Source organism: Sphingopyxis sp. GW821-FHT10B01, assembly GCF_059415685.1.
Window position 1 is genome coordinate 558594 of the sequence record NZ_JBWKNS010000002.1, and the last position, 19359, is coordinate 577952.

Sequence of the window (19359 nt, forward strand, 5' to 3'; positions counted from 1 at the left end):
CCCCTACGCCCTCCGCTACGCTAAAAGGCGGAGATCAGGGCAAAGGGGAACGGCGATGGCCGATGCGGACCGACGCAACAGCATCCGACGGGCGGCTGGGCGGCCTTTGCCTCTATTGCTCGGTCTCGCGGCGCTCTCGCTGGCGGCATGCGGCGGTGGCGGTGGCGCGCGCCCCTCGCCGACTCCTGCTCCGCCACCTGCCCCCGCACCGACGCCAACGCCAACGCCAACCCCCACGCCCACGCCCACGCCCACGCCCACGCCGCCACCGACGGGCAATTTCAACACCGCCGAAACGCGCATGTCCGATGGGGTCAATTTCCACGGCGCGATTACCGCCTATCAGGCGGGGGCGACGGGACAGAGCGTCCTTGCCGGCGTCATCGACGACGGGATCGATCAGGATAGCTCCGAATTCGCCGGCCGCATCTCGTCGCAGTCGATCGATCTTGCCGGATCGCGCGGCATCGACGGCGAAGGGACGCACGGTACCAACGTTGCACAGGTGCTGCTCGGCGGAAAGAATGACGCCGGCACCTTCGGCATCGCCTTCAACGCGAGCCTGCTCGTGCTGCGCGCCGACCGGCCGGGAAGCTGCGCGACCGAGGATCCGTCGAACGACGAAAGCGGCTGCCGCTTTCCCGAAACCGCGATCGCGGCGGGGCTCGACCGCGCGGTGAGCGCGGGCGCACGCGTCGTCAACATCTCGCTCGGCGGCGAAGATTTGCCGGGTGCGACGCTGCGCGCCGCGGTCGCGCGCGCGACCGCGGCGGGGATCATCGTCATCGTCTCGGCGGGCAACGAGGGGGATACGACCGCGAACGGCAACGACCCCAACAACCCCGATTTCTTCGCGCGCGGGCTGCGCGATGCCGGCGGCGGACTCGTTGTCATCGCTGGCTCGGTCAATGAAAATGGCGCGATCTCGGGGTTCAGCAACCGCGCGGGCGGCTATGCCGGCTCCTATCTGTCGGCGCTCGGCGAGGGGGTGTGCTGCGCCTATGAAAATGGCGCGCTGAAGACCGAGGGCAATTTCGTCTTCGTGCTCAACGGCACCAGCTTCGCGGCGCCGCAGGTCGCGGGCGCGGTCGCGCTGATCGCGCAGGCCTTCCCCAACCTGTCGAGCCAGCAGATCGTCTCGCTTCTCTATCAATCGGCGCGCGATGCCGGCGTGGCGGGCGACGATGCCGTGTACGGACAGGGCATCCTCGACATTGCGCGCGCCTTTCAGCCGATGGGCGCGACATCGCTTGCGGGAACCGCGACCGCGGTTGCGCTCGATGCGCCGCTGGGCGTGCTCGGTGGTCCGATGGGCGATGCCGGGGGGGCCGGAACGACGGGCCTCGTCACCGACGGCTTCGGCCGCGCCTTCAACGTCGATTTCGGTGGCGCGCTCGGTCCGCGCCGCCCCGACTTCAAATTGTCGGGCGCGATCGGTGGGCTCGTTCGCCAGCAGAACGCCGCCAGCCAGTCGCTTGCGCTCTCGCTCGTCACTGCGCCGGGCATGGGCGGCACCGACGCGCTCGCGGGCCTTTCCTTCCACGACGCGCAGCGCGCGCGCACCCTCGCCGCCTCGGTGATGACGCGCCTCGACGCGCGCACGCTTATCGGTTTCGCTGCGGGGCGTGGCACCGGTGGCCTGCTCGCGGGCGAGCGCGGCGAAAGCAGCCATGCGATGCTGATCGGCGACGCGGCGCACGAGGGCCTCGGCTTTGCCGCCAGCCCCGGGATCGGCACGATAATTCGCCATAATATCATTAATAATCAGTATGTTAATATCATATTGGAAAATGGCTGGGTCTCGGGCTCGCGCTGGCAGGACGATCCGCTGCTCCGCTATCGTTCGGGTCATGACAGCCGTTACCAGCGCATCGGCGCTGCATGGGACGCGCGCTTCGGCCCCGTCCGCACCGCGCTCGGCGCCAGCTGGCTGCGCGAATCGGACAGCCTCCTCGGCGCCCGCCTCGGCCCCGTCTTCGGCGCCGGCGGCGCGACCAGCCTCGTCGGCGACGCCAGCTTCCTCCTCGATGTGCAGGGCGACTGGAAAGTTGCGGCTGCCTGGCGGCAGATGTGGACACGCGCCGACCAGCGCGGCCTGATCGCGGGGGGCGCGCTCTGGTCGACCGCCTTCTCTTTCGACATCGCCAAGGCGAATCTGGTGCGCCCCGGCGACCGCGCGGCGCTCCGCTTTGCGCAGCCGCTGCGCGTCGCGCGCGGGGGCATCGACTTGATGCTCCCCGTCGCCCACGACTATGCGACCGGCCGCACCGACTTCGGCCGCCGCACTTATAATCTGGCCCCCACCGGCCGCGAGCTGGTCGTCGAGGCGAGCTATGCGCTGTCGCTCTTCGGCGGCGAACTCATTGCCAACACATGGTGGCGGCAAGAGCCAGGCCATATCGCCGCGATGCCCGACGACAAAGGCGCCGCGGTCCGCTTTACGATGGGCTTCTGATCGGCTCTAACGCTCTGCAATTCAAAAAACAGGGGATGCCAGAATGAAGCCGATTCAAACTCTTCCGCTCGCGCTGATCGTTGCGGCGCTCGCCTCGCCACTCGCCGCACAAGGCCCGACGCGTACCGTCATCCACGCCGGTCAATTGCTCGCCGAACCCGGCAAACCCGCGCGCGGCGCGTCGACGATCATCGTCGAGGGCGGCAAGATACTAAGCATCGCCGACGGCTATCGACCTGCCGAACCCGGCGCGACACTGATCGACCTCAAGGACAAATATGTCCTCCCCGGCCTGATCGACAGCCACGTCCATCTGACCAGCGATGCGGGCGGCATCGCCGGACAGCTCGAAGAGGTGACGCTCAGCCCCGCCGCGCAGGCCTTCAATGCCGAGGCGAACGGAATGAAGACGCTGCGCGCGGGCTTTACCACGGTGCGCAACCTTGGCGATGGCGATGGCGCGACCCTGGCGCTGCGCGATGCGATCGCGGCTGGCAAGGTACAGGGCCCGCGCATCGTCGATGCGGGCAACAGCATTTCGGGCAGCGCGGGGCATATGGACGGATCGCTCGGCTATCGCGACGAGCTTCGCCCCTTCTTCGCGGGTGCGGGCAACACCTGCAACGGCGCCGACGACTGCCGCCGCGCGGTGCGGCTTCAGATCGGGCGCGGCGCCGATGTGATCAAATTCGCCTCGACCGGCGGGGTCAACAGCCGGATCGGCGCCGGCCTCGGCAAACAGATGTTCGACGACGAGGCCAAGGCGATCGTCGACACCGCGCATCTGTTTGGCAAGAAGGTCGCGGTCCACGCGCACGGCGCCGACGGCATCCGCCTCGCGCTCGATGCCGGCGCCGACTCGATCGAGCATGGCACGATCCTCGACGAGGCGACGATCGCCGCCTGGGCGAAGTCGAAGGCCTATTATGTCCCGACGCTGTCGACCGTGAACGGCTATAAGGAACGCATCGCGGCGAACGCGAACGCCTATGAACCCGACGTGCTCGCCAAGATCCAGTGGCGGATATCGATCACCGGCAAGAGCCTGCAGCAGCTCGTCCCGCGCGGCGTGCGCATTGCCTTTGGCACCGACGCAGGCGTGTCGAAACATGGCCGCAACGGCGACGAGTTCGAACTGATGGTCCAGAACGGCATGACCCCGGTCGAGGCGCTCAAGGCGGCGACCGTCAACGCTGCCGACCTACTCGGCCTGTCCGATCAGATCGGCACGATCGCCCCGGGCAAGAGCGCCGACATCATCGCGGTGGCGAGCGACCCCGTCGCCGATGTGCGCGTGCTCAAGACGGTCGATTTCGTGATGGCGCGCGGGTTGGTCGTCGACTGAATCAGAGCGCGCTGCGCAGCGCCAGCCAGCGATCGCGCTTCGCCGCGAAGCCGATGGTATGCGCGGCGCTGCTCGACGGCAGGTCGACGAGTGCGACTCCGTCGAGCGGCGGCAGTTGCTTCCGTCCGATCGCCGCGGCCTTGCCGCCGTTGAAGGCGATCATGCAGAGGTCGGGCAGATCGGCGATCAGCGCCGCGAGGTCGTGCGCCTCGGCTTCGCGGATCAGCGAGTCGCTGCTCAAATGCCGTTCGGCGCTGCGGATCACGTCCCACAGCCCGACCTTGGCTTCGCGCAGCGTGACCAGCCTGTCGTCATAGGGCATATCGGCGAGTGGTTGGCCGATCACCTCGCCCAGCAGCCTCCAGAAATGGTTGGTCGGATGCGCATAATATTGCTGTTCGGCGAGCGAGCGAACGCCCGGCAGACTGCCGAGAATCAACAATCGCGTGTCGGATGCGACATGCGGGGCAAAGCTGGCGTGGCGAATGGCGGGCATCACTCCCGATAGCCCGCCCCGACCGGCGCAACAATATTGCCTGGCCCTTGACCGCGAAGGGAATCACCGCTAGGGGCGCGCTCGACCGAAAAGGGCGGATTGCTGCCTCTTTCAGTTGCAACAGCGCTTGAACATTGCTGGCGCGGATGGAGCCTCCGGAAGATCGCACTGATCCGCCGGGGTCTTTTGCTGTTATCAGGTCGGCCGTTTTTCGCCAGTTTTGGCGGGTTATCGGCCGGAGCTTCATCCACCGCAGTACAGTAACCGTTCGCTTTGATGGGCGGACATTTAAAGGTGAAGCATTCATGCCCACGATCAACCAGCTGGTCCGCAAGGGCCGGACTCCCCAGAAGGTGAAGTCCAAGGTCCCGGCGATGGACGCAAACCCGCAAAAGCGCGGCGTTTGCACCCGTGTCTACACGACGACCCCGAAAAAGCCGAACTCGGCGCTCCGTAAGGTTGCGAAGGTCCGCCTGACCAACCAGCGCGAAGTCATCACCTACATTCCCGGCGAAGGCCACAACCTCCAGGAACACAGCGTTGTGCTGATCCGCGGCGGTCGTGTCCGCGATCTTCCCGGTGTGCGTTACCACGTCCTGCGCGGCGTGCTCGATACGCAGGGTGTGAAGGACCGCAAGCAGAGCCGTTCGAAATACGGTGCGAAGCGTCCGAAGTAAGGACCGCTTTTTCGGCTATTTGATCATCCCGGGACGCCGAGGCGCCGGGATGCTGTTGTAAAAGGAATTACCTATGGCTCGTCGTCGTCGTCCTGAACGCCGCGAAATCCTGCCCGATCCCCGTTTCGGTGATACGGTGCTGTCGAAATTCATGAACAGCGTCATGCTGGACGGGAAAAAGTCGGTCGCCGAAGGCATCGTTTACGGTGCCCTTGAGTCGGTCGAAGCCCGCGCCAAGAAGGAACCCATCGGCGTGTTCCACGAAGCGCTGGCGAACATCCGCCCGAACATCGAAGTCCGCAGCCGCCGCGTCGGCGGTGCGACCTATCAGGTTCCCGTCGAAGTCCGGCCGGACCGTGCGCAGGCGCTTGCGATCCGCTGGCTGATCACCGCTGCCCGCAACCGCAGCGAAACCACGATGGCCGCACGTCTGTCGGGCGAATTGCTCGACGCGTCGAACAACCGTGGCAATGCCGTGAAGAAGCGCGAAGACACGCATCGCATGGCCGAAGCCAACCGCGCTTTCAGCCACTACCGCTGGTAATTGCCGGGACGCCCCGGCGTCTCGCAATCGCAACAAATCTTCCTATATCGGGGGTGGCCGCATTGGCCGCCCCCCAAATCCAAGGAAAAGACCATGGCACGCAGCCATCCGCTCGAAAATTATCGCAATTTTGGTATTATGGCGCACATCGACGCCGGCAAGACCACGACGACCGAGCGTATCCTTTACTACACCGGCAAGTCCTACAAGATCGGCGAAGTCCATGACGGCGCCGCAACGATGGACTGGATGGAGCAGGAACAGGAACGCGGCATCACGATCACGTCGGCTGCGACCACCTGCTTGTGGAAGGCTGACGAAGGTCAGGGCCCCGAGCATCGCCTGAACATCATCGACACCCCCGGACACGTCGACTTCACGATCGAAGTCGAACGTTCGCTGCGCGTGCTCGACGGCGCGATCACCGCGTTCGACGGCGTTGCCGGCGTCGAGCCGCAGTCGGAAACGGTGTGGCGCCAGGCTGACAAGTATAAAGTTCCGCGCATGTGCTTCGTCAACAAGCTCGACCGCACCGGTGCCGACTTCTATTATTGCGTCCAGACGATCATCGATCGCCTCGGTGCGACCCCGGCTGTGCTGTATCTGCCCATCGGCGCGGAAGGCGATTTCAAGGGTCTCGTCGACCTCGTCAACGAGCGCGCGATCATCTGGAAGGACGAAAGCCTCGGCGCCGAATTCTTCTATGAAGAAATCCCCGCCGATCTCGCCGACAAGGCGGCCGAATATCGCGAAAAGCTCCTCGAACTCGCCGTCGAACAGGACGACGATGCGATGGAAGCCTATCTCGAAGGCACCGTTCCCGACGTCGCCACGCTCAAGAAGCTGATCCGCAAGGGTACGCTGGCGCAGGCGTTCGTTCCGGTCCTCTGCGGTTCGGCGTTCAAGAACAAGGGTGTTCAGACGCTGCTCGACGCGGTCGTCGACTATCTGCCGAGCCCGCTCGACATTCCCGACGTTCAGGGCCTGAAGCTCGACGGCGAGACCCCCGATTCGCGTCCGCCGGCCGACGATGCGCCGCTGTCGCTGCTGGCGTTCAAGATCATGAACGACCCGTTCGTCGGCTCGCTCACCTTCGCCCGAATCTATTCGGGGACCCTGAACAAGGGCACGTACCTGAACTCGGTGAAGGACAAGAAGGAAAAGGTCGGTCGTATGCTGCTGATGCATGCGAACAGCCGTGAGGACATCGACGAAGCCTATGCAGGCGACATCGTTGCGCTCGCCGGTCTCAAGGAAACCACCACCGGGGATACGCTCTGCGCCACCAGCGCGCCGATCATCCTCGAACGGATGGAATTCCCCGAGCCGGTCATCGAACTGTCGGTGGAACCCAAGACCAAGGCCGACCAGGAACGTATGGGCATCGCGCTCAACCGCCTGGCCGCCGAGGATCCCTCGTTCCGCGTGTCGACCGACCATGAATCGGGCCAGACGATCATCAAGGGCATGGGCGAGCTTCACCTCGACATTCTCGTCGATCGCATGAAGCGCGAGTTCAAGGTCGAAGCGAATGTCGGTGCGCCGCAGGTGGCGTACCGCGAATCGCTCGCGAAGGCCGTCGATGTCGACTACACCCACAAGAAGCAGTCGGGCGGCTCGGGCCAGTTCGGCCGCGTCAAGGTCAGCGTCGCTCCCGGCGAACGCGGCGCGGGCATCACCTTCATCGACGAGATCAAGGGCGGTAACATTCCGCGCGAATATATCCCGTCGGTCGAAAAGGGCATGCGCGAGTCGGCCGAAAATGGTCACATGATCGGCTTCCCGATCATCGACTTCGAAATCAAGCTCACGGACGGCGCCTACCACGACGTCGACTCGTCGGCGCTGGCGTTCGAAATCGCGGGCCGTGCAGCGATGCGCGAAGTCGCGGCAAAGGCCGGCATCAAGCTGCTCGAGCCGGTGATGAAGGTCGAAGTCGTTACCCCTGAGGAATTCATGGGTGATGTGATCGGCGATCTGAACAGCCGTCGCGGGCAGATTCAGGGCACCGACAGCCGGGGCATCGCCCAGGTCGTCGAGGCAATCGTTCCGCTGGCGAACATGTTCGGCTACGTCAATCAGCTGCGCAGCTTCAGCCAGGGGCGCGCCAGCTACTCGATGCAATTCTCGCATTACGAGGAAGTGCCGACCAACGTCGCAGAAGAAGTGAAGGCCAAGATGGCCTGACGGTAAAGCCGCGCGGGCTTGCACCGCGCGGCAAGACCCTCTAAGGGCGGCGCCTGATTCAGCGGGCTCGTCCAGGACTGATCAACGCAAACATTGAACAAGAAGGTTGTTACATCATGGCCAAGGCTAAATTTGAGCGGACGAAGCCGCACTGCAACATCGGCACCATCGGTCACGTCGACCATGGCAAGACCTCGCTGACCGCAGCGATCACCAAGGTGCTCGCCGAAACGTCGGGCGGCGTCGCCGTCGACTTCGCAAACATCGACAAGGCTCCCGAAGAGCGCGAGCGCGGCATCACCATTTCGACCGCACACGTCGAATATGAAACCGGTGGCCGCCACTATGCGCACGTCGATTGCCCGGGCCACGCCGACTATGTGAAGAACATGATCACCGGTGCCGCCCAGATGGACGGCGCGATCCTCGTTGTGTCGGCCGCTGACGGCCCGATGCCGCAGACCAAGGAGCACATCCTGCTCGCGAAGCAGGTTGGCGTTCCGACCATGGTCGTCTTCCTCAACAAGGTTGACCAGCTCGACGATCCCGAGCTGCTCGAGCTCGTCGAAATGGAAATCCGCGAAGAACTTTCGAAGCGTGGCTTCGACGGCGACAATATTCCGATCGTCGCCGGTTCGGCGCTTGCTGCTCTCGAAAGCCGCGACGACAACATCGGCAAGGAAGCGATTCTGAAGCTGATGCAGGCCGTCGACGACTGGATTCCGCAGCCCGACCGTCCGCTCGACAAGCCCTTCCTGATGCCGATCGAAGACGTGTTCTCGATCTCGGGTCGCGGTACCGTCGTCACCGGCCGTATCGAAACCGGCGTCGTCAAGGTTGGTGAAGAAGTCGAAATCGTCGGCATCAAGGACACCAAGAAGACTGTCGTGACCGGCGTCGAAATGTTCCGCAAGCTGCTCGACCAGGGCCAGGCTGGCGACAACGTCGGCGCGCTGATCCGCGGTGTTGCACGCGAAGACGTCGAGCGTGGCCAGGTTCTCTGCAAGCCCGGCTCGATCAAGCCGCACACCGAATTCACCTCGGAAGTCTATGTGCTGTCGAAGGATGAAGGCGGCCGTCACACGCCGTTCTTCGCCAACTATCGTCCGCAGTTCTACTTCCGCACCACGGACGTCACCGGCGAGGTCATTCTCCCCGAGGGCACCGAAATGGTGATGCCGGGCGACAACGTCCAGCTGTCGGTCAAGCTGATTGCCCCGATCGCCATGGACCAGGGTCTGCGCTTCGCAATTCGCGAAGGTGGACGTACGGTCGGCGCAGGGGTTGTCGCGACGATCACAAAGTAATATAGGGCCGCGAGCCGCCTGATTCGGAAGCGATTCGGGCGGCTCGCAGCTTTAAGAATTTTGATGGCCGGGCCGGCTTCCATCAGGGGGCCGGAACAGGCCATTTCGGCTCTTTCGCATCGTTAGACGGGATTCGACTGGAATAGTCATGGAAACGCAGAATATTCGCATTCGCCTCAAGGCCTTTGATCACCGCGTGCTCGATCAGGCCACCACCGACATTGCCGATACGGCACGTCGTACCGGAGCGCTTATTCGCGGCCCGATCCCGCTTCCGACGCGTATTGAAAAATTCACCGTGAACCGCGGCCCGCATGTCGACAAAAAGTCGCGCGAGCAGTTCGAGGTGCGTACCCACAAGCGGCTGCTCGACATCGTGCAGCCCACCCCGCAGACGGTCGATGCGCTGATGAAGCTCGACCTCGCCGCGGGCGTGAATGTTGAGATCAAGTTGGCCTAAGCCAACGCAGCCCCGGATCTGATCCGGGGTCTCTATCGGCAGGACACTTCGGTGACTGCATTGTCCGGCGCGATCCGGACCGACGATAGGGTGGATACCGCCGGACCTCTTCCTTGCGAAGAAATATGGTCCGGGCTGCGTCCCCCGTCTCGCCGTTCTTCCCTCGGGAAAGCGGCACCTCAGCCCGGACGGGGCGAAGCATCGAAATTATGGGCTGGGAGGGTAGTCGTCGGGCTTTGCTTGATGGCTTCCCGCAAGCCGTGCGGAATGGTCCGTACGGCCTCTGTTGAGGAGTATGATCATGCGGACTGGCGTGATCGCGAAGAAAATGGGGATGACCCGCCTGTTTCAGGACGACGGCCGCCACGTGCCCGTCACCGTCCTGAGCCTCGAAGGCTGTCAGGTCATTTCTGTGCGCGAACAAGAACGTGACGGCTATGTGGCCGTTCAACTCGGTGCCGGCTCGGCGAAGGCGAAGAATGTTGCGAAGCCGCAGCGTGGCGCTTTCGGCAAGGCCGAAGTCGAGCCCAAGGCAAAGATCGTCGAATTCCGCGTCGCTGACGACGCGACGCTCGACGTCGGCGCCGAACTGTCGGCCGACCATTTCGTCGCCGGCCAGATTGTCGACATCCAGGGTGTTACCCAGGGTAAGGGCTTTGCCGGTGCGATGAAGCGCTGGGGTTTCGGCGGTATGCGCGCAACCCACGGTGTTTCGATCAGCCACCGTGCGCATGGTTCGACCGGTAACCGTCAGGATCCGGGCCGCGTCTTCAAGAACAAGAAGATGGCCGGCCATATGGGCGCGCGCAACCGCACCCAGCAGAATCTCGAAATCGTCCGCACCGACGTCGAGCGCGGCCTTCTCTTCGTCAAGGGCTCGGTCCCTGGCTCGAAGGGCGGCTGGCTGATGGTCCGCGATGCGGTCAAGCTGCCGCGCCACCCCGAAGCCCCCTATCCGGCGGGCATCAAGAGCGCAGCGAACGCCAATCAAGAAGCCCCGGCTGATGCGCCTGTGGAAACCCCGGTTGAAGAAACCGTGGTCGACACTGCCACCACCGACGGCGCACAGGAGTCCTGATCATGAAGGTCAAGGTTCACACCATCGACGGCAAGGCCGGCGCAGACATCGATCTTAACGACGATGTGTTCGGCGTCGACCCGCGTGCCGACATCCTCCACCGCGTCGTCAGCTGGCAGCTCGAAAAGCGCCGTGGTCCGGCTCGTGCCGCCCGCGAACGCAGCGATGTGTCGCGCACCGGCAAGAAGTTCGGTCGCCAGAAGGGCGGCGGTACCGCGCGTCACGGCGATCGCGCAGCCCCGATCTTCATCGGCGGCGGCAAGGCGCACGGTCCCCGGGCCCGCACCTTCGGTCACTCGCTGAACAAGAAGATCCGCACGCTGGGTCTGAAAATGGCGCTGAGCGACAAGGCCAAGGGCGGCAAGATCCTCGTTCTCGACACGCTTGAGCTCAAGGATGCCAAGACCAAGGCGCTCGCCGGCCAGCTCGGCAAGCTCGAACTCGGCAATCGCGCACTCTTCATCGATGGTGATGCAGTGCACGAAAGCTTCGCCATGGCGTCGGCCAACCTCATCGGTGTCGATTCGATGCCGGCGATGGGTGCCAACGTCTATGACATTTTGCGCGCCGATACGCTGGTCCTGACCCGCGCCGGCCTCGAAAAGCTGGAGGCACGCTTCAATGGCTAAGGCAAAAACAGTCGACGCGCGTCACTATGACGTGATCCTCGCTCCGGTGATCACGGAAAAGTCGACGCTGCTCAGCGAAAATGACGCAGTGGTGTTCAAGGTTGCGAACGACGCAACCAAGCCCGCCATCAAGGCCGCCGTCGAGGCGCTGTTCGATGTCAAGGTTCTCAGCGTCAACACGCTGATCACCAAGGGCAAGACCAAGCGCTGGAAGGGCAAGCCCTACACCCGCAGCGACGTGAAGAAGGCGATCGTTCGCCTGGCCGAAGGCCAGACGATCGACGTCACCACCGGCGTCTGATTGTAGGAAGAGGCAGAGAAAATGGCACTTAAATCCTATAATCCGACCAGCCCCGCACAGCGCGGCCTGATCCTGATCGATCGGTCGAGCCTGTGGAAGGGCAAGCCCGTCAAGGCGCTGACCGAAGGCAAGAGCAAGACCGGCGGCCGTAACAACAAGGGTCATGTGACCTCGCGCGGCATCGGCGGCGGACACAAGCAGCGCTATCGCATCGTCGATTTCAAGCGTCGCCTGTGGGACGTCGAAGGCACCGTCGAGCGTCTGGAATATGACCCCAACCGCACCGCCTTCATCGCGCTGGTCAACTATGGCAAGGACGATGCCGGCAAGGATCGCGTCGCTTACATCCTGGCGCCGCAGCGCCTGGCGGTTGGCGACAAGGTCATCGCGGGCAAGAAGACCGACGTGAAGCCGGGCAATGCGATGGAATTGTCGCAGATGCCGGTCGGCACGATCGTCCACAACATCGAGATGAAGCCGGGCAAGGGTGGCCAGATCGCCCGTTCGGCTGGCACCTATGCACAGGTCGTCGGTCGTGACCGCGGTCTCGTCATCGTGCGTCTCGGTTCGGGCGAGCAGCGGTATATCCGCGGCGATTGCATGGGCACGGTGGGCGCGGTTTCGAACCCCGACAACACCAACCAGACGCTCGCCAAGGCTGGCCGTAACCGCTGGGCGGGCAAGCGTCCGCTGACCCGCGGTGTCGCGAAGAACCCGGTCGATCACCCGCATGGCGGCGGCGAAGGCCGCACCTCGGGCGGCCGTCACCCGGTTACCCCGTGGGGCAAGCCGACGAAGGGTGCGCGTACGCGCCACAACAAGTCGACCGACAAGATGATCATCCGGTCGCGTCACGCGAAGAAGAAGAGGTAAGCCATGGCTCGCTCGGTCTGGAAGGGTCCTTTCGTGGACCTCCATCTGCTCAAGAAAGCCGAAACGGCCCAGGACGGCGGCAGCTCTGCCCCGATCAAAACCTGGTCGCGCCGGTCCACCATCCTGCCGCAGTTCGTGGGGCTGACCTTCAACGTCTACAACGGCCGCAAGTTCGTGCCGGTGTCGGTCAATGAAGACATGGTCGGCATGAAGCTGGGTGAATTTGCGCCGACGCGCTTCTTCCCCGGTCACGCTGCCGACAAGAAGGGCAAACGCTAATGGGCAAGGAAAAGTCCCCCCGCCGCGTCGCCGATAACGAGGCTCTCTCGGTCGGCACGCAGATTCGCGGTTCGGCGCAGAAGCTCAACCTCGTTGCCGCGCTTATCCGCGGCCGCAAGGTCGAGGACGCGCTGAACATCCTCACCTTCTCGAAGAAGGCGATGGCTGTCGACGTGCGCAAGGTTCTCGCCAGCGCCATCGCCAACGCGGAAAACAACCACAACCTCGATGTTGATGCCCTGGTTATCCAGGAAGCCAGCGTCGGCAAGTCGATCTCGATGAAGCGCTGGCACGCACGTGGCCGCGGCAAGTCGACCCGGATCGTCAAGCCGTTCAGCCGCATCCGGATCGTCGTGCGCGAACAGGAAGAAGAGGCGTAACATGGGCCAGAAGAGCAATCCGATCGGCCTGCGCCTGCAGGTCAACCGCACCTGGGACAGCCGCTGGTTCGCCGAAGGCCAGGACTATGGCCGCATGCTGGTCGAGGATCTGAAGATCCGCCAATATGTGTTCAAGAACCTGCCGCAGGCCGCGATCTCGAAGGTCGTGATCGAGCGTCCCGCCAAGCTGTGCCGCGTGTCGATCTATGCCGCCCGTCCGGGCGTCATCATCGGCAAGAAGGGCGCCGACATCGAAAAGCTTCGCAAGAAGCTCGGCGAACTGACGGGCAGCGACGTGTCGCTGAACATCGTCGAAATCCGCAAGCCCGAAGTCGACGCCAAGCTCGTCGGCCAGGGCATTGCCGACCAGCTCGAACGCCGCGTCGCGTTCCGTCGTGCCATGAAGCGCGCGGTTCAGTCGGCGATGCGTCTGGGCGCCGAAGGCATCCGCATCAACTGCGCCGGCCGTCTCGGCGGCGCGGAAATCGCACGGACCGAATGGTACCGCGAAGGCCGGGTGCCGCTGCACACGCTGCGCGCCAACGTCGACTATGCCGAATCGACCGCTCACACCGCCTATGGCGTGTGCGGGATCAAGGTGTGGATCTTCAAGGGCGAGATTCTCGGCCACGACCCGATGGCAACCGACCGTCTGATGCTCGATGCACAGACGACCGGTGTCCGTCCGGCTCGTGAAGATCGCCGCTAAGGACTGCTGACATGCTGCAACCGAAAAAAACCAAGTTCCGCAAGGCCTTCAAAGGCCGCATCCATGGCAATGCCAAGGGCGGTACCAGCCTGAACTTCGGCTCCTACGGGCTGAAGGCGATGGAACCCGAGCGCATCACCGCGCGCCAGATCGAAGCGGCTCGCCGTGCGATCAGCCGTGCGATCAAGCGTCAGGGCCGTTTGTGGATCCGCATCTTCCCCGACCTTCCCGTGTCGTCGAAGCCTGCCGAAGTCCGCATGGGTAAGGGCAAGGGCGCGCCTGAATATTGGGCCGCTCGCGTCAAGCCGGGTCGTATCCTGTTCGAACTCGACGGCGTTCCGGGCCCTGTGGCCGCGCTGGCATTCGAACGCGCCGCGATGAAGCTGCCGATCAAGACGAAGGTGGTTGCCCGTCTCGGCGACACCTCGCATCTGGAGGGTTAAGGGCCATGTCCAAGACCGAAGATTTCAAGGCCAAGACCGACGATCAGCTCTCGGAACAGCTTGGCGAACTGAAGCGCGAGGCGTTCAACCTCCGTTTCCAGGCGGCCACCGGCCAGCTTGAAAAAGCCTCACGCGTCAAGGAAGTGCGTCGTTCGATCGCGCGCATCAAGACGCAGCAGACCGAGCGCACGCGCTCGGCCGCGAAGTAAGGAGACTATCGATGCCGAAGCGCATTCTGACCGGTACGGTGGTGTCCGACAAGGGCGACAAGACCGTTGTGGTGAAAGTCGAGCGGAAGGTGAAGCACCCGCTCTATGGCAAGATCATCCGGCGTTCGAAAAAATACCACGCCCATGATGAAGACAACAGCATCAAGGCTGGCGAAACCGTCCGTATCGAAGAGACGAAGCCGATTTCGAAGCTGAAGACCTGGAAGGTGCTCGACAAGGTCGACACCCACAGCAAGCCCAAGGGCGCCGCTCCGGCTGCTCCCGCCGCAGCCGAAGGCTGACACAGTTCACGGAACCGCCGGGGTTTCCCGGTAGGCCAAATTAGAAGGAAATGCATCGATGATTCAGATGCAGTCACAATTGGAAGTCGCTGACAACAGCGGTGCCAAGCGCGTCCAGTGCATCAAGGTGCTGGGCGGGTCGAAGCGTCGCGTTGCCGGCGTCGGCGACGTGATCGTCGTGTCGATCAAGGAAGCCCAGCCGCGCGGCAAGGTGAAGAAGGGCGACGTGCATCGCGCCGTCATCGTCCGCACCCGCAAGGATGTGCGCCGCGCCGATGGCTCGGTGATCCGTTTCGACAGCAACGCCGCCGTGCTCGTCAACAAGAACGAGGAGCCGATCGGCACCCGTATCTTCGGCCCCGTCGTCCGCGAGCTGCGCGGCCGTGGCTATATGAAGATCATCAGCCTGGCACCGGAGGTTCTCTGACCATGGGTATGGCGAAGATCAAGAAGGGCGACACGGTTGTCATCCTGTCCGGCAAGGACAAGGGCAAGACCGGCGAAGTGACGCAGAGCCTGCCGAAAGACGGCAAGGTTGTGGTCGCGGGCGTCAACATCATCACGCGGCACCGCAAGCCGAGCCAGACCAACCCGCAGGGTGGCCTGGAACGCAAGGAAGCGCCGCTGCACGCGAGCAAGGTCGCGATTGCCGATCCGAAGAGCGGCAAGCCGACACGCGTGCGCTTTGAAACCAAGGACGGCAAGAAGGTGCGTGTCGCCGTGAAGTCCGGGGAGACGATCAATGGGTGACACTTATACCCCCCGCATGCGCAAGCGCTATGACGAGGTGATCGTCAAGGCGATGACCGAGAAATTCGGTTACAAGAATGCGATGGAAGTGCCGAAGATCGAAAAGATCGTGCTCAACATGGGCGTCGGCGAAGCAACGCAGGACAAGAAGAAGGTCGAATCGGCAGCTGCTGAAATGGAGCTGATCGCCGGCCAGAAGCCTGTCGTGACCAAGGCAAAGAAGTCGATCGCCCAGTTCAAGCTGCGCGAAGGCATGCCGATCGGTTGCAAGGTGACCCTGCGCCGCGAGCGGATGTATGAATTCCTCGACCGCCTGATCACCGTCGCAATGCCGCGCATCCGCGATTTTCGCGGCGTGTCGGCGACGAGCTTCGACGGCCGTGGCAACTATGCCATGGGCCTGAAAGAGCAGATCATCTTCCCCGAGATCAACTATGACCGCATCGATCAGGTGCGCGGCATGGATGTGATCGTGACCACCACGGCCCGTACGGACGACGAAGCCCGCGAACTGCTCAAGCTGTTCGGCTTCCCCTTCCCGATCGAAGCCCAGGAAAAAGAAGCCGCTTGATCCTCTAGGGATCAGGCAGGCTCTCTCTCAAAAGGAAAGAGAACTTAAGTCATGGCGAAACTGAGTTCGATGAACAAGAACGAGCGTCGCAAGCAGCTGGTGAAGAAATATGCCGGCCGTTACGCGAAGCTGAAGGCGATTGCAGCAGACACCTCGCTCGACGATGGCGAGCGTCTGATCGCACGCCTCAAGATGGCGGAAATCCCGCGCAATGGTAACCCGACCCGCATCCGTAACCGGTGCGAGCTGACCGGGCGCCCGCGCGCTTATTATCGCAAATTCCGGCTGTGCCGTATCCAGCTCCGCGATCTGGCCAACAAGGGCCTGATCCCCGGTGTTGTGAAGTCGAGCTGGTAAGGGACTGACAAGATGGCAATGACCGATCCCCTGGGTGATATGCTCACCCGCATCCGCAACGGCCAGACGGCGAAGAAGGACAGTGTCCTGACGCCGGCTTCGACGCTGCGCGTCCGCGTTCTCGATGTTCTTCAGCGCGAAGGCTATATCCGCGGCTACAGCGAAGAAGCGCTGGGTGCCAAGGGCCAGCACAAAGGCATCCGCATCGAGCTGAAATATTTCGAAGGCCAGCCGGCGATTCGCCATGTGGCGCGCGTTTCGAAGCCGGGCCGCCGCGTCTATTCGGGTTCGAAAGAACTGCCGATCGTGCGCAACGGCCTTGGTATCACCATCGTGTCGACCCCGCGCGGCGTCCTTTCGGATGCCGAAGCACGCGAACATAATGTCGGCGGCGAAGTGCTGGCGGAGGTGTTCTGATGTCACGCATTGGTAAAAAGGCAGTAGCGATCCCCGGCGGCGTCACCGCCGCGATCGACGGCGGTCAGCTGTCGGTCAAGGGACCGAAGGGCACGCTCGCGATGCCGCTTTCCGACCTCATCAACTATGAAGTCGCTGAAGGCAGCATCTCGGTTCAGCCCGCGAACGCAACCCGCGAAGCACGCGCTTTCTGGGGCATGCAGCGGACGCTGGTTCAGAACCTGATCACGGGTGTGACCGAAGGCTTCACCAAGGTGCTCGAAATCACCGGTGTCGGCTATCGTGCCAACTCGCAGGGCAAGACGCTGAAGCTGCAGCTTGGCTACAGCCACGATGTCGATTTCGCGGTGCCCGAAGGCATCGAGATCAAGACGCCGGACAACACGACGATCGAGATCAGCGGCATCGACAAGCAGCAAGTCGGCCAGGTCGCGGCGGAAATCCGCCGTTGGCGTAAGCCCGAACCCTATAAGGGCAAGGGCATCAAATATCGCGGCGAGTACATCTTCCGCAAAGAAGGCAAGAAGAAGTAAGCCATGGCACATCTTACCCCTTTCCAAAAACGCCGTCAGCGCGTTCGTACCGCCCTCCGTCAGCGCGCGGGTGGCCGCGCTCGCCTGTCGGTTCACCGTTCGGGCCGTCACATCTATGCACAGCTCATCGATGACGCTGCCGGGCAGACGCTCGCTTCGGCCTCGACGCTGGACAAGGATGTCCGCGGCAAGACCGGCGCGACCACAGCTGCGGCTGCCGACGTTGGCAAGCGCCTCGCCGCTGCTGCGAAAAAGGCGGGTGTGACGCAGGTCGTGTTCGACCGCGGCGGTTTCCTGTTCCACGGGCGCATCAAAGCGCTGGCCGACGCGGCTCGCGAAGGCGGATTGGAGTTCTAATCATGGCAGACGAAGTACAGAACGTCGAAGGCGCTCCCGAAGCAGCCCCCACCACCGATGGTCAGGCCCCGCGCCGCGGCCGTGGCGGCGGCGGTGGACGCGATGGCGGCCGTGGCGGTCGTGACGGTGGCCGTGGCCGCCGCGACGATCGTCGTCCGCGCGACGACGATGGTGGCGAAGAGCTGATCGAAAAGCTCGTCCACATCAACCGCGTTTCGAAGACGGTCAAGGGCGGCAAGCGCTTTGGTTTTGCTGCGCTCGTCGTCGTTGGCGACGGCAAGGGCCGCGCCGGCTTCGGACATGGCAAGGCGCGCGAAGTGCCGGAAGCCATTTCGAAGGCGACCGCTGCTGCGAAGAAGTCGATGATTCGCGTTCCGCTGCGCGACGGCCGTACCCTGCACCATGATGGCCTCGGCCATTTCGGTGCCGGCATGGTCACGCTCCGCTCGGCACCCGCCGGTACCGGCATCATCGCCGGTGGCCCGATGCGTGCCGTGTTCGAATCGCTCGGCGTTGCCGATGTGGTGACCAAGTCGAACGGGACCTCGAACCCCTACAACATGATCCGCGCTACCTTCGAAGCGCTCGGCGAACAGACCAGCCCGAAGTCGGTCGCGCAGCGCCGCGGCAAGAAGGTTTCGGACCTGATCAAGCGTGGCGGTGCGTCCGACCGCGCAGCCGAGGCCGAAGCCGCGGCGGTGACGGAGTAAGACGATGGCTGACAAGAAGATCAAGATCCGCCAGATCGGCTCGCCGATCCGTCGTCCCAAGAGCCAGCGTGCTATCCTGACGGGCCTCGGCCTGGGCAAGATGCGCCGCGAGGTCGAACTGGTCGACACCCCTGAAGTGCGTGGCATGATCCGCAAGCTGCCGCACATGGTCGAAGTCGTCGAGGGCTAAGCCCCTCGCGACCCGACCTTCAAAAACTATCAGCGCGACAAAAGCGAAAGCGAGTGCAAACATGACGATCAAGCTTAACGAACTTCGTGACAACAATGGCGCCCGCAAGGGCCGTATGCGCGTCGGACGCGGCATCGGTTCGGGCAAGGGCAAGACCGCCGGCCGCGGCCAAAAGGGCCAGAAGGCCCGTAGCGGCGTCGCGATCAACGGCTTCGAAGGCGGCCAGATGCCGCTCCACATGCGCATCCCGAAGCGTGGCTTCAACAACATCTTCGCCAAGGATTTCGCGATCGTGAACCTCGGCATGGTCCAGAAGCTGGTCGACGCGAAGAAGCTCGATGCGAAGGCCGTGATCGATCATGCTGCGCTCAAGGCGGTTGGCCTGGCACGCGGCGGTAAGGACGGCGTCCGCCTCCTCGCCAAGGGCGAACTCACCGCGAAGCTGAATTTCGTCGTTGCCGGTGCGTCGAAAGGCGCCATCGAAGCGGTCGAAAAGGCTGGTGGCAAGGTCGAACTGCCCGAACCCAAGGCCGAAGGCGAAGGCAAAAAGGCCAAGCGCCGCGCAGAAGCGGTCGCCAAGAACGCCTGATTATTCCAAAGGGTGGTTCGGGACACGAACCGCCCTTTGCTATTTTGACGACCAACATTTCCCGTTCGTGTCGAGCGAAGTCGAGACACCCATCGGAGTAACACAAGGTTGAGGGGCATCTCGACTTCGCTCGATGCGAACGGATAGATGGACCGGCCCTTCTGACCGCATCTGAATTCGGGCCTTTCCCCTTGCGCTTCGCGACCGTCGA

Annotated in this window: 28 protein-coding genes; 27 read left to right on the forward strand and 1 reads right to left on the reverse strand. The window is 63.3% G+C overall.

Going from position 1 to position 19359, the window contains the following annotated elements:
• Window positions 1-301: 301 nt before the first annotated feature.
• Window positions 302-2455: a S8 family peptidase gene (locus tag AC07NV_RS07105; protein WP_495165638.1), complete on the forward strand. Its 2154-nt coding sequence runs from the start codon at window positions 302-304 to the stop codon at window positions 2453-2455.
• Window positions 2456-2498: 43 nt separating this feature from the next.
• Window positions 2499-3800 (forward strand): metal-dependent hydrolase family protein, encoded by a 1302-nt coding sequence (locus AC07NV_RS07110; protein WP_495165639.1) that lies wholly within the window; start codon window positions 2499-2501, stop codon window positions 3798-3800.
• A 1-nt stretch (window position 3801) separates the two neighbouring features.
• Here the strand turns inward: AC07NV_RS07110 and AC07NV_RS07115 are convergent, their stop codons facing one another.
• Window positions 3802-4296, reverse strand: a complete 495-nt coding sequence (locus AC07NV_RS07115; RefSeq protein WP_495165640.1) for a DNA-deoxyinosine glycosylase — start codon at window positions 4294-4296, stop codon at window positions 3802-3804.
• Between the two features lie 305 nt (window positions 4297-4601).
• On the opposite strand from AC07NV_RS07115, the gene rpsL reads away from it, so the two are divergent.
• The 25 genes from rpsL (at window position 4602) to rplO (ending at window position 19148) form a co-directional block, all read left to right on the forward strand.
• Complete coding sequence (rpsL, locus tag AC07NV_RS07120; protein ID WP_037515637.1) at window positions 4602-4973, forward strand: 30S ribosomal protein S12; 372 nt, start codon at window positions 4602-4604, stop codon at window positions 4971-4973.
• 73 nt (window positions 4974-5046) lie between these two features.
• Complete coding sequence (gene rpsG, locus AC07NV_RS07125; RefSeq protein ID WP_495165641.1) at window positions 5047-5517, forward strand: 30S ribosomal protein S7; 471 nt, start codon at window positions 5047-5049, stop codon at window positions 5515-5517.
• A gap of 93 nt (window positions 5518-5610) precedes the next feature.
• A complete protein-coding gene (fusA, locus tag AC07NV_RS07130; RefSeq protein ID WP_495165642.1) occupies window positions 5611-7704 on the forward strand; it encodes an elongation factor G in 2094 nt (697 codons plus the stop codon).
• Window positions 7705-7820: 116 nt separating this feature from the next.
• Window positions 7821-9011 (forward strand): elongation factor Tu, encoded by a 1191-nt coding sequence (gene tuf / locus AC07NV_RS07135; protein ID WP_495165643.1) that lies wholly within the window; start codon window positions 7821-7823, stop codon window positions 9009-9011.
• Between the two features lie 148 nt (window positions 9012-9159).
• A complete protein-coding gene (rpsJ, locus tag AC07NV_RS07140; RefSeq protein WP_003042199.1) occupies window positions 9160-9471 on the forward strand; it encodes a 30S ribosomal protein S10 in 312 nt (103 codons plus the stop codon).
• A 301-nt stretch (window positions 9472-9772) separates the two neighbouring features.
• Window positions 9773-10549 carry a 50S ribosomal protein L3 gene (gene rplC / locus AC07NV_RS07145; RefSeq protein ID WP_056373713.1) on the forward strand — a complete coding sequence of 259 codons (777 nt, stop codon included), beginning with the start codon at window positions 9773-9775 and terminating at the stop codon, window positions 10547-10549.
• A gap of 2 nt (window positions 10550-10551) precedes the next feature.
• Complete coding sequence (rplD, locus tag AC07NV_RS07150; protein WP_447932679.1) at window positions 10552-11178, forward strand: 50S ribosomal protein L4; 627 nt, start codon at window positions 10552-10554, stop codon at window positions 11176-11178.
• Entirely contained in the window at window positions 11171-11479 is a 309-nt protein-coding gene (locus AC07NV_RS07155) for a 50S ribosomal protein L23 (RefSeq protein WP_037515644.1), read from the forward strand. Before rplD ends, AC07NV_RS07155 begins: the two co-directional genes overlap by 8 nt.
• Before the next feature lie 21 nt (window positions 11480-11500).
• Window positions 11501-12352: a 50S ribosomal protein L2 gene (rplB, locus tag AC07NV_RS07160; RefSeq protein ID WP_487792117.1), complete on the forward strand. Its 852-nt coding sequence runs from the start codon at window positions 11501-11503 to the stop codon at window positions 12350-12352.
• Window positions 12353-12355: 3 nt separating this feature from the next.
• Window positions 12356-12631, forward strand: a complete 276-nt coding sequence (gene rpsS, locus AC07NV_RS07165; protein ID WP_037556370.1) for a 30S ribosomal protein S19 — start codon at window positions 12356-12358, stop codon at window positions 12629-12631.
• The gene (gene rplV, locus AC07NV_RS07170) at window positions 12631-13011 is read left to right on the forward strand and encodes a 50S ribosomal protein L22 (protein WP_428631620.1); all 381 of its coding nucleotides are present in this window, start codon (window positions 12631-12633) and stop codon (window positions 13009-13011) included. The genes rpsS and rplV overlap by 1 nt, the downstream gene beginning before the upstream one ends.
• Before the next feature lies 1 nt (window position 13012).
• Window positions 13013-13720 (forward strand): 30S ribosomal protein S3, encoded by a 708-nt coding sequence (gene rpsC / locus AC07NV_RS07175; RefSeq protein ID WP_037515652.1) that lies wholly within the window; start codon window positions 13013-13015, stop codon window positions 13718-13720.
• An 11-nt stretch (window positions 13721-13731) separates the two neighbouring features.
• Complete coding sequence (gene rplP / locus AC07NV_RS07180; protein WP_495165644.1) at window positions 13732-14163, forward strand: 50S ribosomal protein L16; 432 nt, start codon at window positions 13732-13734, stop codon at window positions 14161-14163.
• A gap of 5 nt (window positions 14164-14168) precedes the next feature.
• Complete coding sequence (rpmC, locus tag AC07NV_RS07185; RefSeq protein ID WP_088439832.1) at window positions 14169-14372, forward strand: 50S ribosomal protein L29; 204 nt, start codon at window positions 14169-14171, stop codon at window positions 14370-14372.
• 11 nt (window positions 14373-14383) lie between these two features.
• The gene (rpsQ, locus tag AC07NV_RS07190) at window positions 14384-14674 is read left to right on the forward strand and encodes a 30S ribosomal protein S17 (RefSeq protein WP_495165645.1); all 291 of its coding nucleotides are present in this window, start codon (window positions 14384-14386) and stop codon (window positions 14672-14674) included.
• A gap of 58 nt (window positions 14675-14732) precedes the next feature.
• Window positions 14733-15101: a 50S ribosomal protein L14 gene (gene rplN, locus AC07NV_RS07195; RefSeq protein ID WP_431561318.1), complete on the forward strand. Its 369-nt coding sequence runs from the start codon at window positions 14733-14735 to the stop codon at window positions 15099-15101.
• Window positions 15102-15103: 2 nt separating this feature from the next.
• Window positions 15104-15424, forward strand: a complete 321-nt coding sequence (gene rplX, locus AC07NV_RS07200) for a 50S ribosomal protein L24 (protein ID WP_495165646.1) — start codon at window positions 15104-15106, stop codon at window positions 15422-15424.
• On the forward strand, window positions 15417-15995 hold the full coding sequence (gene rplE / locus AC07NV_RS07205; RefSeq protein WP_495165647.1) for a 50S ribosomal protein L5: 579 nt from the start codon (window positions 15417-15419) through the stop codon (window positions 15993-15995). Before rplX ends, rplE begins: the two co-directional genes overlap by 8 nt.
• A 51-nt stretch (window positions 15996-16046) precedes the next feature.
• Window positions 16047-16352 (forward strand): 30S ribosomal protein S14, encoded by a 306-nt coding sequence (gene rpsN, locus AC07NV_RS07210; RefSeq protein ID WP_039578292.1) that lies wholly within the window; start codon window positions 16047-16049, stop codon window positions 16350-16352.
• A 12-nt stretch (window positions 16353-16364) separates the two neighbouring features.
• Entirely contained in the window at window positions 16365-16769 is a 405-nt protein-coding gene (gene rpsH / locus AC07NV_RS07215) for a 30S ribosomal protein S8 (RefSeq protein ID WP_039578294.1), read from the forward strand.
• Window positions 16769-17302: a 50S ribosomal protein L6 gene (gene rplF, locus AC07NV_RS07220; protein WP_037515662.1), complete on the forward strand. Its 534-nt coding sequence runs from the start codon at window positions 16769-16771 to the stop codon at window positions 17300-17302. The genes rpsH and rplF overlap by 1 nt, the downstream gene beginning before the upstream one ends.
• Before the next feature lie 3 nt (window positions 17303-17305).
• Window positions 17306-17659, forward strand: coding sequence for a 50S ribosomal protein L18 (gene rplR / locus AC07NV_RS07225; RefSeq protein WP_037515664.1), 354 nt, complete (start codon window positions 17306-17308; stop codon window positions 17657-17659).
• Window positions 17660-17661: 2 nt separating this feature from the next.
• Window positions 17662-18369, forward strand: coding sequence for a 30S ribosomal protein S5 (gene rpsE / locus AC07NV_RS07230; protein WP_495165648.1), 708 nt, complete (start codon window positions 17662-17664; stop codon window positions 18367-18369).
• Window positions 18370-18373: 4 nt separating this feature from the next.
• Window positions 18374-18559: a 50S ribosomal protein L30 gene (gene rpmD, locus AC07NV_RS07235; RefSeq protein WP_054589700.1), complete on the forward strand. Its 186-nt coding sequence runs from the start codon at window positions 18374-18376 to the stop codon at window positions 18557-18559.
• Between the two features lie 61 nt (window positions 18560-18620).
• Complete coding sequence (gene rplO / locus AC07NV_RS07240; RefSeq protein WP_495165649.1) at window positions 18621-19148, forward strand: 50S ribosomal protein L15; 528 nt, start codon at window positions 18621-18623, stop codon at window positions 19146-19148.
• The last annotated feature ends 211 nt before the right edge of the window (window positions 19149-19359 follow it).

Coding starts and splice junctions, on each gene's coding strand:
- rplP (WP_495165644.1), top strand. CDS start 13,732: ATGCTGCAACCGAAAAAAACCAAGTTCCGCAAGGCCTTCAAAGGCCGC.
- rplR (WP_037515664.1), top strand. CDS start 17,306: ATGGCACATCTTACCCCTTTCCAAAAACGCCGTCAGCGCGTTCGTACC.
- rpsG (WP_495165641.1), top strand. CDS start 5,047: ATGGCTCGTCGTCGTCGTCCTGAACGCCGCGAAATCCTGCCCGATCCC.
- rpsQ (WP_495165645.1), top strand. CDS start 14,384: ATGCCGAAGCGCATTCTGACCGGTACGGTGGTGTCCGACAAGGGCGAC.
- rplX (WP_495165646.1), top strand. CDS start 15,104: ATGGGTATGGCGAAGATCAAGAAGGGCGACACGGTTGTCATCCTGTCC.
- tuf (WP_495165643.1), top strand. CDS start 7,821: ATGGCCAAGGCTAAATTTGAGCGGACGAAGCCGCACTGCAACATCGGC.
- rpmD (WP_054589700.1), top strand. CDS start 18,374: ATGGCTGACAAGAAGATCAAGATCCGCCAGATCGGCTCGCCGATCCGT.
- rplE (WP_495165647.1), top strand. CDS start 15,417: ATGGGTGACACTTATACCCCCCGCATGCGCAAGCGCTATGACGAGGTG.
- rpmC (WP_088439832.1), top strand. CDS start 14,169: ATGTCCAAGACCGAAGATTTCAAGGCCAAGACCGACGATCAGCTCTCG.
- rplN (WP_431561318.1), top strand. CDS start 14,733: ATGATTCAGATGCAGTCACAATTGGAAGTCGCTGACAACAGCGGTGCC.
- rplC (WP_056373713.1), top strand. CDS start 9,773: ATGCGGACTGGCGTGATCGCGAAGAAAATGGGGATGACCCGCCTGTTT.
- fusA (WP_495165642.1), top strand. CDS start 5,611: ATGGCACGCAGCCATCCGCTCGAAAATTATCGCAATTTTGGTATTATG.
- AC07NV_RS07110 (WP_495165639.1), top strand. CDS start 2,499: ATGAAGCCGATTCAAACTCTTCCGCTCGCGCTGATCGTTGCGGCGCTC.
- rplV (WP_428631620.1), top strand. CDS start 12,631: ATGGGCAAGGAAAAGTCCCCCCGCCGCGTCGCCGATAACGAGGCTCTC.
- AC07NV_RS07105 (WP_495165638.1), top strand. CDS start 302: ATGTCCGATGGGGTCAATTTCCACGGCGCGATTACCGCCTATCAGGCG.
- rplF (WP_037515662.1), top strand. CDS start 16,769: ATGTCACGCATTGGTAAAAAGGCAGTAGCGATCCCCGGCGGCGTCACC.
- rpsC (WP_037515652.1), top strand. CDS start 13,013: ATGGGCCAGAAGAGCAATCCGATCGGCCTGCGCCTGCAGGTCAACCGC.
- rplD (WP_447932679.1), top strand. CDS start 10,552: ATGAAGGTCAAGGTTCACACCATCGACGGCAAGGCCGGCGCAGACATC.
- rpsJ (WP_003042199.1), top strand. CDS start 9,160: ATGGAAACGCAGAATATTCGCATTCGCCTCAAGGCCTTTGATCACCGC.
- AC07NV_RS07155 (WP_037515644.1), top strand. CDS start 11,171: ATGGCTAAGGCAAAAACAGTCGACGCGCGTCACTATGACGTGATCCTC.
- AC07NV_RS07115 (WP_495165640.1), bottom strand. CDS start 4,296: ATGCCCGCCATTCGCCACGCCAGCTTTGCCCCGCATGTCGCATCCGAC.
- rplB (WP_487792117.1), top strand. CDS start 11,501: ATGGCACTTAAATCCTATAATCCGACCAGCCCCGCACAGCGCGGCCTG.
- rpsL (WP_037515637.1), top strand. CDS start 4,602: ATGCCCACGATCAACCAGCTGGTCCGCAAGGGCCGGACTCCCCAGAAG.
- rpsN (WP_039578292.1), top strand. CDS start 16,047: ATGGCGAAACTGAGTTCGATGAACAAGAACGAGCGTCGCAAGCAGCTG.
- rpsS (WP_037556370.1), top strand. CDS start 12,356: ATGGCTCGCTCGGTCTGGAAGGGTCCTTTCGTGGACCTCCATCTGCTC.
- rplO (WP_495165649.1), top strand. CDS start 18,621: ATGACGATCAAGCTTAACGAACTTCGTGACAACAATGGCGCCCGCAAG.
- rpsE (WP_495165648.1), top strand. CDS start 17,662: ATGGCAGACGAAGTACAGAACGTCGAAGGCGCTCCCGAAGCAGCCCCC.
- rpsH (WP_039578294.1), top strand. CDS start 16,365: ATGGCAATGACCGATCCCCTGGGTGATATGCTCACCCGCATCCGCAAC.